A 15,857-nucleotide genomic window follows, 5' to 3' on the forward strand; every position below is an offset into this window, starting at 1 on the left:
TGCTGTGCCGCAAGGCTGCCTTCCGTGAAATGCCCGGTACACTCAAGCACGATATCGATATTCATCTCTTTCCAGGGCAGTTCGCGCGGATCATGGCTGCTGACGATCGCGATCTCATGTCCGTCAATGACGAGCTTGTTCTCTTCGGTGCTAATGTCAAAATCCGCCCGTCCGTGGACTGAGTCGTATTTGAGCAGGTAGGCTGCATCTTCTACACTTGAAGTATTGGCAGCGACAATTTCGCAATGTTTCGGCAGTGCGTGTATATAGTGCCTGAGTACTTGGTTTCCTATACGTCCGAGTCCGTTGATAGCAATACGTTTTTTCATGGGTTTTTTTCCTTTCTATTTCCAGTAATATTTGGCATCGGTGCCAAGTGCATGTTCGATTTCTATGAGACGGTTGTATTTGGCAAGGCGTTCGCTGCGCGAAGCCGAACCGCTTTTGAGGTGGCCGCTCTGCATCGCGACAGAGAAATCGGCAAGGAACGTGTCGGCCGTTTCTCCCGAACGGTGGGAGAGAAACGCCCTCCAGCCGTTCTCTTCGCAGAGTCTGACCGCATCTACAGTTTCGCTGACCGTACCTATCTGGTTGAGTTTGATCAGAGAGGCATTTGCCGTGTGTTCTTTGATACCACGCGAAATGAATTTGGTATTGGTAACAAAGATGTCGTCTCCGACGACTTCGATCTTATTGCCGAGTGCCGCTGTAAATTGGGCAAATCCGTCCCAATCTTCTTCAGCAAGCGGATCTTCCCAGAGGATAATAGGATATTTGTCAACCCATATTTTTGCAAGCGCGATCAGTTCGGCACTGTCCATTTTGCCTGCACCGGACCATTTTAAGTCGTAATGCCCCGCTTTGTCCGTAGAAAATGAAGTAGCCGCACTGTCAATAGCAATGGAAATATCATCTCCCGGGCGGTAGCCGCTTTTTTCTATCGCTTCAACGATGAGTTCAATAGCCTCTTCATTGCTGCCAAGATTCGGGGCAAAGCCTCCTTCATCTCCTACAGAAGTAGCATAGCCTTTCTTATGCAGGAGTTTTTTCAGTGTATGAAAGGTTTCCGCTACATAGCGCAGTCCTTCAGAGAAGCTAGGCGCGCCATGTGGTACCGCCATAAACTCCTGAAAATCCACACTGTTGTCCGCATGTTCTCCTCCGTTGAGGATATTCATGCACGGTACCGGCAAACGCAACGCTTCCGCACCGCCAAGATAGCGGTAAAGCGGCATATGATGGCTTTGTGCCGCTGCTTTTGCTGCTGCCATGGAAACCCCAAGAATTGCATTGGCACCCAAACGGCTTTTGTCGTCCGTACCGTCGAGTGCTATCATGGTACGGTCTATTTTTGCCTGTTCCGACGCATCCATACCAATGAGAGCCGGAGCGATGTTTTTGATAACATTTTCACAAGCTTTTCTTACCCCTTTGCCTCTGTAGCGTTCGGGGTCTCCGTCACGCAGTTCATGCGCTTCGTATTCTCCCGTACTGGCACCCGAAGGTACAGAAGCACTCACTTCCGTACCGTCTTCAAGACCCATCAGAACCCGTACTGTCGGATTGCCCCGTGAATCGAGGATCTCCACTGCATCTATAGATTTTATACTGCTCTTTGACATCTTTTATCCTTCTGTTCCGTATTTTGCTATTCGCCCAGTTTCTTTTCAAGTTCAACGATCTTGGGCAGTGTACTCAACACACTGTCCGGATTGAGGCTGATGGAGTCGATGCCGAGTTTGACGAGGTATTCAGCCACTTCGGGGTAGTCAGACGGTGCCTGTCCGCAAATGCCGCTGTGGCGTTTGTTACGCTGGGCACCATGTACGGCCATCTCTATCATCTTCAGTACCCCCGGGTCGCGCTCGTCATAGTCAAAGGCAACGATCTCGCTGTCCCTGTCCACTCCGAGTGTCAACTGTGTCAGGTCGTTCGAACCGATACTGAAACCGTCAAAGATCTGGCTGAATTCATCGATGGAAATGACATTGTTCGGAATTTCGCACATGACATAGATCTTCAGTCCGTTCTCACCCTGTTTCAAACCGTATTTTGCCATCGTATTGATGACGCGCTGCCCCTCTTCCACCCGGCGGCAGAAGGGGATCATCAGGATGACATTGTCAAAGCCCATCTCGTCACGTACCCGCTTCATCGCTGCACATTCAAGGGCAAATCCCTCTTCATAGGCCGGGTTTGCATAGCGTGCCGCACCCCGGAAACCGATCATCGGGTTGTCTTCTGTCGGCTCGAAAAATTTCCCGCCGAGCAGAGAAGCGTATTCGTTCGATTTGAAGTCACTCATGCGCACCACGCAGGGTTTAGGGTACACGGTGGCTGCAATGGTGGCAACACCTTCGGAGAGACGTTTGACAAAAAAGCTTTCAAAATTGTCATATCCGTCTGTCAGTTCTTCCAGTGCTTTTCTTGTGGCATCATCAGTCTTTTCCGGATGTTTCAACGCCATAGGGTGTGCTTTGATATCGTTGTTGATAATGAATTCCATACGCGCCAGGCCGATCCCGTCCACCGGCAGAGAAGCCAGTGAGAATGCGATATCCGGGTCGCCGAGGTTCATCATGATCTCCGTTTTGGTTTTCGGCAGAGCACTGAGATCTGTCTTCTGGATCTCAAATGCCAGTTTGCCCTCATAGACATAGCCTGTTTCACCTTCTGCACAGCTCACGGTCACTTCCTGGCCGTTCTTGAGTACTTCGGTGGCATTGACAGAACCTACCACGGCAGGCAGTCCAAGCTCACGGCTGACGATCGCTGCATGACAGGTACGTCCGCCTTTGTTCGTCACGATGGCCGAAGCGATCTTCATGACCGGTTCCCAGTCCGGAGTCGTAATATCGGCAACAAGGACTTCACCCGCTTTGAAGGTATCCATTTCTTTAACATCATTGATGATATGTACTTTTCCCGCACCGATCTTGGTACCGACGGCACGGCCGGTTGTAAGGACATCGCCATGCTCCTTAAGATGATAGAGCTTCAAAATAGAGCCGCTCTGCTGTGACTCGACGGTTTCGGGACGCGCCTGTACCATGTAAAGGTGTCCGTCACTGCCGTCTTTGGCCCATTCCATATCCATTGGCTTATGGAAACCTGCTTTCTGCGAATAATGGTTTTCCACTTTAATAGCATAGTCAGCCAGCACCATCACATCTTCGTCTGTGATGCAGAATTGCTTACGCTCATCTTTGGTAGTATCAATATTTTTGGTGTACTCAACTGCCATATTACTTATATTTGCCTCTTTGGTAAAGATCATTTTGATCGCTTTACTTCCAAGCCGTCGTTTGAGTACGGCACGGTGTCCTTTCACAAAAGTTGGTTTATGCACATAGAAACTGTCAGGATCAACACTGCCCAATACGACATTCTCTCCCAATCCCCAGGAAGCGTTGATGAACACAACATCTCTAAAACCCGTTTCTGTGTCAAGGCTAAACATTACACCACTCGCACCGATATCACTGCGTACCATTTTCATAACCACGACAGAGAGATAGACCTTATAATAATCAAATCCGTTATCGTACTTATAGTGCAGGGAACGGTCGGTAAAATTGGAGGCAAGACAGCGCATGTAGGCATCAAGCAGTTCTTCTTCATTGTGTATATTCAAATAGGTTTCATTCTGTCCGGCAAAAGAGGCTTCGGGGGAATCTTCTGCAGTAGCTGAAGAGCGCACAGCAACGGAAAGCGACTCACCATACTCTTTTTTAAGTTTGGCAAAATTTTGAACTATCTCATTTTTGAGATCTTCAGGGATCTTAGCCTGATACACAAGATCTCGACAGGCTGCACCACGCTCTTGGAGCTGTTGTACATTGTCAGGATCGAGATCATCGAGCTCCGCATGTAGTTTTTCCCATAGACCATTATAATCGAGTATATATTTATATGCTGAGGAAGTCACTGCAAAACCATTGGGAACGCGTACTCCCTCTTGTATCAGATTTTGATACATCTCACCAAGTGAAGCATTTTTGCCCCCAACCTCTGCGACATCCTCGATGCCGATCTCTCTGAACCATTTAATATTTTTACGCATCATAGATCCTTTATTTTCTTAGAAAATTACTTTCTTATTATATAGTATATACTTTTATCTGTTTACCATATGTTATACTTATAAATATCATAAGTATATCTTTCATCTATTCTCTTTTTTAAACTTCATATAACGTTGTGCACCCCAAACCGAAATGGCTACAAAAGCAATAAACAGCAATAAATATTCGATCTTTTTGATCTCTCCAAAAAGCTGTTCGGCTCCTGTACCGAGAAAATATCCTATGCTCACACCTACAGCAGCCCAAAGGGTTACGCCTATTACATCAAAAAGTGTGAACTTTTTATGAGGATAGCCATATACTCCCAGTGCCAGAGGGAAAATGATCGCACCACTGTAGACAAAACGGCTGCCAAATGCCATCAAATTACCTTTTTTCTTTACATCATTAGAAAGCTTTTCAATGCTCTGTCTGAAGGAAGGAAAACGTTCCAGTACTTTACGTGTATAGGTTTTACCAAGAAAATACCAAAACTGATCTCCCACAATGGCACCAAATATGGCAACAGGCATTGTCTCAGTAACGGACAAGAAACCCAAATAGCACAAAATACCGGAAATAAGAATCATGGTAGTCCCTTCAATCATCATCCCGAAAAAGACGATCCATAAACCATAATGTGAGACAAAAGGACTTATTTCCTGTATCATATGATCCATTTTTACACTCCATTCATTTCTATCGGTCATTTCGTACAAACTATTCTAAAAGAATATTTTTTTTATTTCTGCTAGCTAGCTAACATTTTTCTTTTTTCACTTCTGTTATAATCAAACAAAAATTTAATATGTAAAGGAAAATATAATGCAAAACAATAGTTATACAACACATTTAAGTAAATCTGATACCAATATATTGTTAAATTCAGTCTATCATTGGATGATGATAGGTCTACTTATATCAGGTCTGAGTGCTTTTATGGTCACACACAGTGCCACCTTACTCCATCTTCTGTTCGGTAATCCTTATATGATATGGGTTCTTTTTCTTGTAGAACTGGGATTGGTCATTGCCATCTCTGCCGGGATCAACAAGATGGATGTCTCCACAGCAAGAGTATTGTTTATTTTGTTTTCCATCATAGACGGCATGACACTGGCAAGTATTTTTTTAATCTACACTGAAGCATCTATCGTCACAACATTTTTTATAGCAGCCATGACTTTTGGTGTTATGAGTCTTTATGGTTATTTCACAGATACTGATCTGAGTTCATGGGGAAACCTTCTTTTTGTAGGGCTTCTTGGTATCATTATCGCCATTATTGTAAACTTTTTTCTTCAAAGTCCAATATTTGAATGGTGGATCAGTGTGATTGGTGTAATCATCTTTGTAGGTCTTACTGCTTATGATACCCAGAAAATCAAAGCAATGGGAGAAGCAATGGCAGGAGATGATCAGCAAAGTTTAAGCCGTGTAGCTATTGTTGGAGCACTTGCCTTGTATCTTGATTTTATCAACCTCTTTGTTATGATGCTGGAATTTTTTGGAAACAGAAGAAATTAGTGCTACAATAAATGGAAAAGAAATTTAAACAAGACATGAAGGAGAGAATATGTTGAAAAAAATAGAAAAAGTACTGGTTCTGATTCAAAAAAAAGATGAAATAGAAATTCTTTTAAAAAAAGCTATTACTATTTCAAAATCAAATTCTGCAGTGTTAGAAATACTTTTTGTACATGAAGATTCTCTTTTTGCATTACCCGATTATTTTAAAGATGATGGAACGCAAAAGCTCGATAAAAAATGTGTTAAAGCAGAAATAGAAAAAACACTTTCAACTTTGGATAATAGATCTTCTTATGTCATTTTTGTTGAAGAATCAGACACTGTAGACCATGTGCTTACGCTGAACAAAGAAGAAGAAAAAACCTGTATTATCTCTTTTTATCATGATAAGACAACAGTTAAACTGGCAAAAAAAGTCTCTTCACCTCTTTTAGTAATGAAGTCTGAAGCCAAAACCTATACGCACATTCTATTTCCTGTGGATCTCAACGAGAACAATGCTGCGTTCATACACTACATCAAAACACTTTTCCCTTCAGCAACTATCACATTGCTTTATGAACCCTACTATATAACAGAAAATTATATTTTCGATACCGATCTAACTGTCATACCTCTAGATTCCGGAGCAGATATTGAGCTGGAGCAGGAAATGTTGGAGGAGCAAAAAAAAGAATTTGAAACACTTAAAAAAGAGACGGGTCTAAGTGGAGAACTTGTTGATGAATTTGATACAGATCTTGTAGATTATATAAATACACGGAACGCTGATCTGCTTATACTACATTCTGAGAATGAAAATTTCCTTTTTGATGACACGTTGTCAAAGAAACTGCTTTCCTCAGTACACACTGATCTATTTATTTTCTAGCCATACAAAATCACATTCTCTTTTTGTTGCTAGAAGATTTTTCAGTGCTGATATCTCTTTTTGCTAAAATATTTTATTGAGACTGATAGATGTTTAACTTGGATTTACCCTTCTAATATATACTGCCAAAAAGCAACCTCTTAGTCATATTTTAATAAAATAAAAAACTTATTCTCAGGAGAGATATCATTCATGATCAAAAAAAGTAAAAAAGTTATTGTAGCAGGACTGGTTTCTACAGTAACAGCCGCTTACCTCTTTGGAACCTTTGCTCAGGCAAAGAGTACCCCCGCTCCCTCATCAGCTAAGGAAAAACTTGAAGCCTATATCAAGTTCACTCAAATTCTCAATGTCATTGAAAAAGAGTATGTAGATGATGTCAATACAACAACCCTGGTAGATAAAGCCCTTAAAGGTCTCATGACAAATCTTGATGCACACTCTACTTTCATGGATACCAAGTCCTACAAAGACCTTTCTGTTCAGACAAAAGGTGAATTTGGAGGATTGGGTATCTCTATCGGTATGAAGGACGGTGCATTAACTGTGATTGCACCGCTTGACGGCACTCCTGCCTTTAGAGCCGGTATCAAAGCAGGAGATATTATTTTAAAGATAGACGACAAAGCAACCATAGGTATGAACATTGATGATTCTGTGAAATTGATGCGTGGTAAACCTAAAACAGATATCACTTTAACGATCATTAGAAAAAATGAGCCTAAGCCGCTTAAAATAAAGATCACCAGAGATATCATCAAAATCCAATCTGTCTATGCAAAGACCATCGATGATACAATACTCTATCTGCATATTACCTCTTTTGACCAAAAAGTCGTTAAAAGTGTCAAAGAAGCTATTGCCAAACATCCTAAGACCAAAGGTATCCTCCTTGATTTAAGAAACAATCCCGGTGGATTGCTTGATCAGGCAGTCGGTCTGGTAGATCTTTTTGTAGATCATGGTGTGATCGTCAGTCAAAAAGGTCGGGTAGCTACTGAAAATGTTGCATACAAAGCAACCAAAGAGAATACCGATACAAATACACCAATCGTGACTCTTGTCAACGGCGGAAGTGCCAGTGCCAGTGAGATCGTCTCCGGGGCACTTCAGGATTTCAACCGATCCGTAACAGTGGGAGAAAATACATTTGGAAAGGGTTCTGTACAGATCGTTATGCCGGTAGGTCAGTCTGAAGCACTGAAGCTTACTGTAGCAAGATACTATCTTCCAAGTGGCAGAACCATCCAGAATGTAGGTGTTAAACCGGATATTGTGGCACACCTGAATAAAATAGAGGTACAGGAAGACCCTATTCTACTTAAAGAAAGAGATCTTAAAAAGCATTTAGAAATAGAGTTGAAAAAGATCGATGCGAACAGTACAATTAAAATTGATAGCAATATCACAGGAAATAACACAACAAAAGAGAATAATACTACCAAGGTTGACACTACGATCATTACAAAAGATCAGCTTATAAAAGATACGCAACTCAAAAGTGCTACAGATATTTTAAAAGCACTTATCATTACAAACAAAGGAAAACAATAATGGCAGAGAAAAAGGCGTTGGTCTATGAAGGGAAAGCAAAAAAGATCTGGTCTACCGAAGATGAAGGACTCTATATTTCGGAGTTCAAGGATGACCTGACTGCTTTTAACGGTGAAAAGAGATCAAGTGAAGAGGGAAAAGGTGCACTCAATAACAAGATATCTACAGAACTTTTTAAATACCTGAACAAAAAAGGTATACCTTCACATTTTGTAAAGATGCTTGATGATAACCATATGCTGCACAAAAAAGCCGAAGTCATACTCATTGAAGTAATCGTAAGAAATATTGCTACAGGATCTTTGAGTAGAAACCTTGGCATTGAAGACGGAAAAGTACTTCCCTTTACATTGGTAGAATTTGACTATAAAAATGATGAACTTGGTGATCCTAAGCTCAATGATCAGCATTGTCTCATTTTGGAATTGGTAAAAGACACTTCTGAACTTGACTACATCCGCTATATGGCAAGAAGGATCAATGATCTGCTGAAAGATTTCTATGCTCAGCGCAATCTCACACTGGTAGACTTCAAACTGGAATTCGGCAGAGATATAGATGGGAATATTATCCTGATCGATGAACTAAGTCCAGACAACTTTAGACTCTGGGACAGCGAGAGTGGTGAAAAAATGGATAAAGACAGATTCAGACAAGGTTTAGGTGGTCTTAAAGTGGCTTATGAAGAAGTATTGAACAGAATTTTAGGGGGAAATAAATAATGACAGCAACAGTAAACGTATTTTTAAAAGAAGGTGTACTTGACCCTCAAGGAAAAGCAGCACACCATGCACTTGATTCTTTAGGATTTGATGATGTAAAAGATGTACGTATTGGCAAACAGATCATTCTTCAGCTCGATACTGATGATAAAGTAAAAGCTGAGGCAGAAGTCAAAGAGATGTGCGAGACACTGCTTGCCAATACAGTAATTGAAGATTACACGATAGAGATCAACTAATATGAAAGTAGCTGTATTAAGATTTCCAGGTACCAACTGTGAGTTTGATACCGAATATGCATTTGAAAAATTGGGACACACAACTGAACTTATATGGCATGAAGAAGCAAAACTGCCTGAAGACATTGATCTGGTTGTAATACCCGGAGGGTTTTCCTATGGTGACTACCTGCGTTCAGGCTCTATTGCACGTTTTTCACCTGTAATGAAAGCGGTAAAGATATATGCAGACAACGGTGGGAAAGTGCTTGGTATCTGTAATGGTTTTCAGATCCTTACAGAAGCAGGATTGCTTCCGGGTGCTTTAAAACGTAACAATAACCTACACTTCATCTCTAAACACCAAAACCTTTGTGTCATCAATAATAACAATGCATTTTTGAATCAATGTACTAAAGGGGAAGTACTCAATATTCCTATTGCACATGCAGACGGTAACTACTATATCGATGAGGAAGGTTTTAAGAAACTTGAAGACAATGGACAGATACTGCTTCGTTATTCTGATGAAAAAGGGAATCCGGTCGTAATTAACGGTTCTGTTACCTCTATTGCCGGCGTATGCAATGAAGCAAAAAATGTCTTTGGTCTCATGCCTCACCCTGAGCGTGCTTTAGAAGCTATTTTGGGAAGTGAAGACGGTATTCGTATGCTTAAGGGTTTTGAAGCCTGATGCCACGATCTGTCTCTTTTTGGATAGTATGGGGGATATTTTTTCTAACGACTACCCTCCTGTTTGCGCAAAATGAGTATAAATACAGTTACATGCCTAAAAAAGTCTATAAGTATCAGGTTTTTCCTGTAACACTTGTTGATACTTCAGAACACAATGATCATCCACAGTTTCAGTTTGATGCTTCAAGTTCCGTAAAACCTCTTTTTAAAACACCTCTTACTGTTAGAAACGGAAATGATACTTTTTATACCTTCTATTTTAAAGCCGCTAAAGTCGATATACGTATTCCCAGACTTTTTATTACTTCTGATACGACAGATAGTTCTCTTGATCCGAAACAAATACCCCTTACCTTTTTAAAAAAAAGACCCAAAGCTTTTTGTAATGTACTTGCTACCAATATGAAAATAAAAAATTATCAAGTCTCAAATTATGATATAAAAAACCATATGGTCACACTTTTACTGGAAGCCTATGAAGCCAATCTTGAGGATATTACGTTAGCAAATGTAGAGGAGAGTGGTGTTGAAAACATAAAAAGAGAGTATGCTAAAGTAACCGCAGAATTTTATGTCATACTCCCAAGAACACAAAAAGAGTTGGCATTTAACTATTTCAATACGATAAAAAAGCGTTTTATTACACTTAATATCCCTGTTGCATTACCAAATGCTTCTGTCACAACACAATCTGATCTTAATCCAAAAGTAGATGCATTTGAAAGACTTAAACGATATGCACTCATTTTCTTTGCACTTTTCTTTTTGGTTATGTTCTTATGGAAAAGAGATTTTTTCTATCTCGTTTTAGGGGTAGTCTCGCTCATTACGTTAATGACTTTTTATATTCCCCATAAAAAAATATGTGTAAAACAAGGTGCCCCACTCTACATTTTACCTACACAGACCAGTACCATAAGTACAAGAATTGAGAATAAAATAGAAACCATGCTGCTGGCTGAGCGGGGTGAATTTAAAAAAGTAGAGTATAAAAAAGGAATAATAGGATGGATCAAAAATGAAGATCTTTGCAAAAATTAGATTTTACTGGGGTGCAGCTGTTATTTCATTGAATACAGCTATACTTATGATTCCAACGATGATGCTCTTTAAAGAGAAAAAAGGTCTGATAATACACTATATCAATAAACTTACCCTTTTTATGATGGGAGGGAAAGTCGTGCAGGAAGGTGAAATGGATCCGGATGCCGATATGTATGTGATGAATCATCAGGGTATCGTTGATATTGTTGCCATGGAGGCTCTGCAAAATAACCATCTTCGATGGGTAGCAAAAAAAGAACTTTTTGATACCCCGTGGTTTGGCTATCTTCTACGTTACGGGGAGATGATCTCATTAAACAGAGGAAATAAGGCGGCACTCGTGAAGTTGGTAAAGGATGTCAATATCTCTAAAGAAAAACTGCATCGGGCTGTAGCAATTTTTCCTGAAGGGACAAGAGCCAAAGATCAAAGGCTTCTTCCGTTTAAACAAGGAACGAAAATCATTGCAAATAAATTAGGACTTAAAGTCCAACCAGTTGTTATCACAGGTAGCAAATGGATACTGAATGAACATGAAAGAACGGCTCACAGCGGAACAGTACATTTTAAGTTTTTACCTACGATCGATGTAAAAAACAGTCCTGAAAACTGGTTTGAGGATTTGCATACTACTATGCAAAAAGTGATAGATGAGGCACATATTAAGCATCATTGTGATCGTTAATTTAATAGAGGAACAAGCATGTCAACACTGAATCAAGAGATAGAAAAACATATCAAAAAACTGGTACATCCACTCAAAGATGAGCATGAACTTAGAGAGGTACTTAAAACAAAACTTACAAAAAAAGAGTTAAAACTTCTCAAGGCCTGGGCAGAAATGATACCTACCAATGAGATACAGACAACACTTTCTCTGGATGAAGAGCGTTATGGAAAACTTTCTGCCAAACTGATCAAAAAACTGAATCAGGAGAAGATCAAACAGGTACTCTGTATTTAGTCTTCTAAAAAGACAGATCATAGTTTTTCAAGGATCCTATTCCTGCCAAGCAGATACACATCAAAATCATTGGCAATGAACAGTCGCCCCGTATAATACTGTTTGAGCTCCTCATATATCATCTCTACATTAAAACGGCTATGCTTGTTATATCGGGGAGCTATATGCGTAGCAATTAGGTTTCTGACATGTTTTTTCTCTATTGTCTGGGCAAGTTTTTTTGCAGTCGTATGCAATACTTTTACCGGAAGATTGTCATATACTTCTTGTGTATAGGTACATTCATGCACCAGGAGATCGAGATATTCTAGGTATTTTCCAAGAACAGCCGGTTTACTGTTGTCTCCGGCAATGATAATAGATCTTCCCAATATAGGTTCAAGCATAAACTCTTTGGGATCAAGCTGCTTTCCCTGAAACATAATGCCCCTTCCCTTTTTCAATTCAGCGTAAAGGGGTGACGGTTTCAGTCCTATGGCTCTTAGTTTCTCTTCATTGAGTTTGTTGCTTATGTCATTCTCCTTCATATAAAAAGCAAAACTTTCTACGGAGTGTACTAGAGGTAGTACTTTTAATGAAAATTTATCAAATGTCAAAGTTTCCTCTACTTCATATTCAATGACTTCAAGTACATATCCCAGATGTTCGAACGAAATATCAAGCACACACTCAATAAATTTTTTGATCCCTTTTGGACCGTAAATACGCAAAGGTCTGAATGCTTTATCCAGCATCTTGGTGGACAGTAGCCCCGGCAATCCGTAATAGTGGTCACCATGAAGATGGGTGATGAAAATGGAATCAAGTTTGCCAATGGAGAGTCTGCTCCGCATGATTTGATGCTGTGTCGCTTCCCCACAGTCAAAAAGATACCACTTGCTATCCTGCTCAAATTCCATTCCGAGTGCAGAGACATTTCTCTCTTTTGTAGGTTTTCCTGCACTTGTTCCCAAAAATATTAGTTTCAAACTTTTTGTACTTTATACTTTTCTAGAGCATTGAACTCTTTGCCAAATTTTAAGAGTTCACTGTTTATCTGATATTTCTTAAAAGCAACATTTTCTATTTTTTGACGACTGAAGCCCCCAGCGTTATAGCAGACTACAGAACTTTTCTCTCCCTCAAGTAATCCGTCTATGGCATGTGTCACGAACTTAAATGCCATGAGACGATCATACACTGTCGGGTTTCCTCCTCTCTGGATATGCCCAAGTACCGTGACACGTGATTCAATACCTACTTCATCTTCAAACCACTTTGCTGTCTGTTCTGAGTCTTGTAAAGATTCGGAAACAATAGCAATGAAATATGCCCTACCTTCTTCCTTTTGTTTTTTAAAATGCTTTTTATACCTGTTAAGATCATAAGGGATCTCCGGTATAAGGCACATCTCAGCACCGCATGTCAGTGCCGAGACCAGTGCTAGATACCCACACTCCCTCCCCATAGTCTCAATCACAAAAGCCCGACCAAATGAAGACGCTGTATCCCGTATAGCATCTATGGCAGTTCTAATAATATTCAGTGCCGTATCGACTCCAAGACAATACTCCGTTCCTGCAATATCATTGTCTATGGTAGAAGGTATGCCGCTAAATCCTATATCTTCACTCTCATCACTGAGTTTCTGCATCCCTTTAAATGAACCGTCACCACCCAGTACGATCAGATACTCTATGCCGTGTGATCTTAGATTATTCAGTGCCAGTTCACGGTATTTCTGCTCTAAAAAACGTTTTGACCGTGCTGTGTATATCTTTGTACCACCACGTGAAATAATACCTGCAACATCACTGTAGCTAGCTCTATATATCTTATTGTCTATCAATCCTTCAAAGCCATGCTCAACAAAATAAGGGGTGAGTCCTTTATCAAAACTGTATTCAACAAAACGTTTCAATGCCGCATTCATTCCTGAAACATCACCGCCGGAACACAAAATGGCTATATTCCTCATTCTATACCTTTCTTAATATGATTTCAATTTTCTTACTATGAATAATTATAACACTACACACGTTCAAAAACAAGTAAGGTCTGATAAAAGATATCCTATAGTAGCTTGACTTCACTAAACAAAATAGTATATGATTGATAATATAACCTTTAAAGGAGAAAATATGGGCACTTATACAGAAAAACTTGATGAGATCAAAACACTCATAGAAAAATTGCAAAAAGAATCCCCAAAACAAACAGCAGCATTTAACCAGTTTATGATGAGTGTTGAAAAACCGGGAGCACTGGGTAGCAAAGATAAAGATCTTATCAATGTGGCACTTGCCATTGCTGCTCAATGTGAATGGTGTATTGCACTACATATCAAAGGTGCACTTTCCCATGGTGCCAGCCGAGAAGAAGTGATCGATGCAGCGATGCAGGCAGTGCTGATGCATGGCGGACCGGCACTGATGTATATGATCCCTGTTGAAAAAGCATTGGATGAATTTTCAAACACATAATATACCGCTAAAATACGTTTTTGGCTTAGGCCTTTAGATATTCATCTGCCATATAGCTGCTTCGGGTATAGGGTGAGCTTTTGATATAGCGGAAGCCCATTGCCATTCCTTTGTCCCGAAAATAGTCAAAACGCTCCGGCGGCACAAATTCGACCACTTCGGTATACTCTTTGGAAGGCGCAAGATACTGACCGATACTCAGCAGTTTGCAGTCATGCTCCAGCAGATCGTGCAGCAGTGCTGTGACTTCTTCTTCTTTTTCTCCGAGACCAAGCATAATGCCGCTTTTTGTCATAATATCCGGATTGAGCAGGGAAAGCTTTTTAAGGACACGCAAAGAGCGTTCGTATTTGGCACCTTTGCGAATGTGGTAAAGCCGGGGCACAGTTTCAAGATTGTGACCGATGAGCTCGGCACCGCTGTGTGCAATGGTCTTCAAAGCCGCCTCTTTCTCCTGCATATCTGGGATCAGCAGTTCTACCACGATCGTATCATCCATCTGTTTAATAGCCTGCACAGTTTGGGCGAAATGCGCAGCACCGCCGTCAGGCAGGTCATCCCGTGTCGGACTGGTGATCACGACATGACGCAGCCCCATCGCTTCAACGGACTGGGCAACATGTCCGGGTTCTTCCGGGTCCGGCGGCAGCGGTATCTCTTTGGAGACACTGCAGAAAGTACACTGCCGGGTACACTGCTTCCCCAAGATCAGAAAAGTAGCCTGTTTCTTTGAAAAACATTCACCGATATTGGGGCACATCGCCTCCTGGCAAACGGTATGCAGCCTGCCTTTTGCAATAATCGCTTCAACCTCGCGCAAACTGCTCAGGGTGATCTTCTTTCTCAGCCATTCAGGTTTGGAGAATGTTATCTTCTGCGTGGACATTCCATGCCTCCTTCGTATATTTGTCATTAAAAAGTTTGACGGCAAGCGCATATTCGTCTTTGCGCAGTGGTTCGTCATACAATACAGTCTCATATGTTTCGCAAAAAGCCTGTTTAAGCGATTCTGTCAATGTTTCCGCATCCATACCGATACCCAGTTTTTCAAAGGTCACACTCCTTTCAAAGCCTGTTTCCTGCCTAAACAGTGTTTCAAACCGTTCTGCATCGATACTCAGCGGGACACTCCCGTGCTGCAGCAGCGCATTGCGGGTATGCCGCTGGGCATTCCCTCCGATCTTTTTGCCGTCAATGACAATATCATATGCTTCCGTTCCGGCAAGACAGACATCGGTATGCTCCAGTGTACACTTTTTCTGCTGTGCAAAATTTGCATCCAATCCTGCCTGACGGTAAAGTGTCAGAAGAAAACGGCAGAGATAGCGGTAGTTTTCTTTGACACCCTTCTCTTTCACCCATGCTCCCGGAACGATCAGCGTATAGGAGATATCACTGCCGTGCACAAGAATACCGCCTCCGGTCATACGCCGTGCATACGGTATTTTCAACGATTTAACCTTTTCCAGATGCAGCACTTCTTCAGGACGGGAAAAACGTCCGAAACTGAGCGAAGGTACTTCCCATCCATAAAGACGCAGAATAGGAGCATCCCCTTTTTTGAAAGAACGCAGCAGTGCTTCATCTACAGCCATATTCCATTCTGCTGAACCCGGTCCATTTCCGATATAACGCCATTTTACCATTTTATATCTGCTCTTTTCTCTTTGCTTTACGCCATATTAACCATTTTGGATTATACTGTGAAAAGATAAATGGGATGAGATGGTTT

Annotated in this window: 18 protein-coding genes; 10 read left to right on the forward strand and 8 right to left on the reverse strand. The window is 41.1% G+C overall.

Going from position 1 to position 15,857, the window contains the following annotated elements; all coding sequences use genetic code 11:
- From MVE01_RS00005 to MVE01_RS00020, 4 genes are all read right to left on the reverse strand, one after another.
- Positions 1-329, reverse strand: a 329-nt coding sequence (locus tag MVE01_RS00005; RefSeq protein ID WP_472560101.1) for a glyceraldehyde 3-phosphate dehydrogenase NAD-binding domain-containing protein, incomplete at its 3' end; no start/stop codon positions are given.
- Between the two features lie 15 nt (positions 330-344).
- Positions 345-1,622 (reverse strand): phosphopyruvate hydratase, encoded by a 1,278-nt coding sequence (eno, locus tag MVE01_RS00010; RefSeq protein ID WP_472560102.1) that lies wholly within the window; start codon positions 1,620-1,622, stop codon positions 345-347.
- 26 nt (positions 1,623-1,648) lie between these two features.
- Positions 1,649-4,063: a phosphoenolpyruvate synthase gene (gene ppsA, locus MVE01_RS00015; RefSeq protein WP_472560103.1), complete on the reverse strand. Its 2,415-nt coding sequence runs from the start codon at positions 4,061-4,063 to the stop codon at positions 1,649-1,651.
- A 102-nt stretch (positions 4,064-4,165) separates the two neighbouring features.
- Complete coding sequence (locus tag MVE01_RS00020) at positions 4,166-4,744, reverse strand: DedA family protein (protein WP_472560104.1); 579 nt, start codon at positions 4,742-4,744, stop codon at positions 4,166-4,168.
- Between the two features lie 145 nt (positions 4,745-4,889).
- On the opposite strand from MVE01_RS00020, the gene MVE01_RS00025 reads away from it, so the two are divergent.
- The 9 genes from MVE01_RS00025 (at position 4,890) to MVE01_RS00065 (ending at position 11,663) form a co-directional block, all read left to right on the forward strand.
- The gene (locus tag MVE01_RS00025) at positions 4,890-5,591 is read left to right on the forward strand and encodes a Bax inhibitor-1/YccA family protein (protein ID WP_472560105.1); all 702 of its coding nucleotides are present in this window, start codon (positions 4,890-4,892) and stop codon (positions 5,589-5,591) included.
- A gap of 49 nt (positions 5,592-5,640) precedes the next feature.
- The gene (locus MVE01_RS00030; RefSeq protein ID WP_472560106.1) at positions 5,641-6,465 is read left to right on the forward strand and encodes a hypothetical protein; all 825 of its coding nucleotides are present in this window, start codon (positions 5,641-5,643) and stop codon (positions 6,463-6,465) included.
- A gap of 183 nt (positions 6,466-6,648) precedes the next feature.
- On the forward strand, positions 6,649-8,019 hold the full coding sequence (locus MVE01_RS00035; protein ID WP_472560216.1) for a S41 family peptidase: 1,371 nt from the start codon (positions 6,649-6,651) through the stop codon (positions 8,017-8,019).
- Entirely contained in the window at positions 8,019-8,741 is a 723-nt protein-coding gene (gene purC / locus MVE01_RS00040; protein WP_472560107.1) for a phosphoribosylaminoimidazolesuccinocarboxamide synthase, read from the forward strand. Before MVE01_RS00035 ends, purC begins: the two co-directional genes overlap by 1 nt.
- The gene (gene purS, locus MVE01_RS00045) at positions 8,741-8,980 is read left to right on the forward strand and encodes a phosphoribosylformylglycinamidine synthase subunit PurS (RefSeq protein ID WP_472560108.1); all 240 of its coding nucleotides are present in this window, start codon (positions 8,741-8,743) and stop codon (positions 8,978-8,980) included. Before purC ends, purS begins: the two co-directional genes overlap by 1 nt.
- Position 8,981: 1 nt before the next feature.
- On the forward strand, positions 8,982-9,653 hold the full coding sequence (gene purQ, locus MVE01_RS00050; protein WP_472560109.1) for a phosphoribosylformylglycinamidine synthase subunit PurQ: 672 nt from the start codon (positions 8,982-8,984) through the stop codon (positions 9,651-9,653).
- Entirely contained in the window at positions 9,653-10,696 is a 1,044-nt protein-coding gene (locus MVE01_RS00055) for a hypothetical protein (RefSeq protein ID WP_472560110.1), read from the forward strand. The genes purQ and MVE01_RS00055 overlap by 1 nt, the downstream gene beginning before the upstream one ends.
- Positions 10,674-11,384: a lysophospholipid acyltransferase family protein gene (locus tag MVE01_RS00060; protein WP_472560111.1), complete on the forward strand. Its 711-nt coding sequence runs from the start codon at positions 10,674-10,676 to the stop codon at positions 11,382-11,384. Before MVE01_RS00055 ends, MVE01_RS00060 begins: the two co-directional genes overlap by 23 nt.
- 18 nt (positions 11,385-11,402) lie before the next feature.
- Entirely contained in the window at positions 11,403-11,663 is a 261-nt protein-coding gene (locus tag MVE01_RS00065; RefSeq protein WP_472560112.1) for a hypothetical protein, read from the forward strand.
- Positions 11,664-11,680: 17 nt separating this feature from the next.
- On the opposite strand, the gene MVE01_RS00070 is transcribed toward MVE01_RS00065, so the two are convergent.
- A complete protein-coding gene (locus tag MVE01_RS00070; RefSeq protein ID WP_472560113.1) occupies positions 11,681-12,631 on the reverse strand; it encodes an MBL fold metallo-hydrolase in 951 nt (316 codons plus the stop codon).
- On the reverse strand, positions 12,628-13,620 hold the full coding sequence (locus MVE01_RS00075) for a 6-phosphofructokinase (RefSeq protein ID WP_472560114.1): 993 nt from the start codon (positions 13,618-13,620) through the stop codon (positions 12,628-12,630). Before MVE01_RS00075 ends, MVE01_RS00070 begins: the two co-directional genes overlap by 4 nt.
- A 163-nt stretch (positions 13,621-13,783) precedes the next feature.
- Here MVE01_RS00075 and MVE01_RS00080 point away from each other — a divergent pair, with 163 nt between their 5' ends.
- Entirely contained in the window at positions 13,784-14,125 is a 342-nt protein-coding gene (locus tag MVE01_RS00080) for a carboxymuconolactone decarboxylase family protein (RefSeq protein WP_472560115.1), read from the forward strand.
- A 25-nt stretch (positions 14,126-14,150) separates the two neighbouring features.
- On the opposite strand, the gene lipA is transcribed toward MVE01_RS00080, so the two are convergent.
- Together lipA and MVE01_RS00090 are read right to left on the reverse strand one after the other, a co-directional pair.
- Positions 14,151-15,011: a lipoyl synthase gene (lipA, locus tag MVE01_RS00085; RefSeq protein ID WP_472560116.1), complete on the reverse strand. Its 861-nt coding sequence runs from the start codon at positions 15,009-15,011 to the stop codon at positions 14,151-14,153.
- Complete coding sequence (locus MVE01_RS00090; RefSeq protein ID WP_472560117.1) at positions 14,977-15,771, reverse strand: lipoate--protein ligase family protein; 795 nt, start codon at positions 15,769-15,771, stop codon at positions 14,977-14,979. The genes lipA and MVE01_RS00090 overlap by 35 nt, the downstream gene beginning before the upstream one ends.
- Positions 15,772-15,857: the final 86 nt, after the last annotated feature.

The sequence above is a fragment of the Sulfurovum sp. genome (genome assembly GCA_026990595.1).
Lineage (GTDB): Bacteria > Campylobacterota > Campylobacteria > Campylobacterales > Sulfurovaceae > Sulfurovum.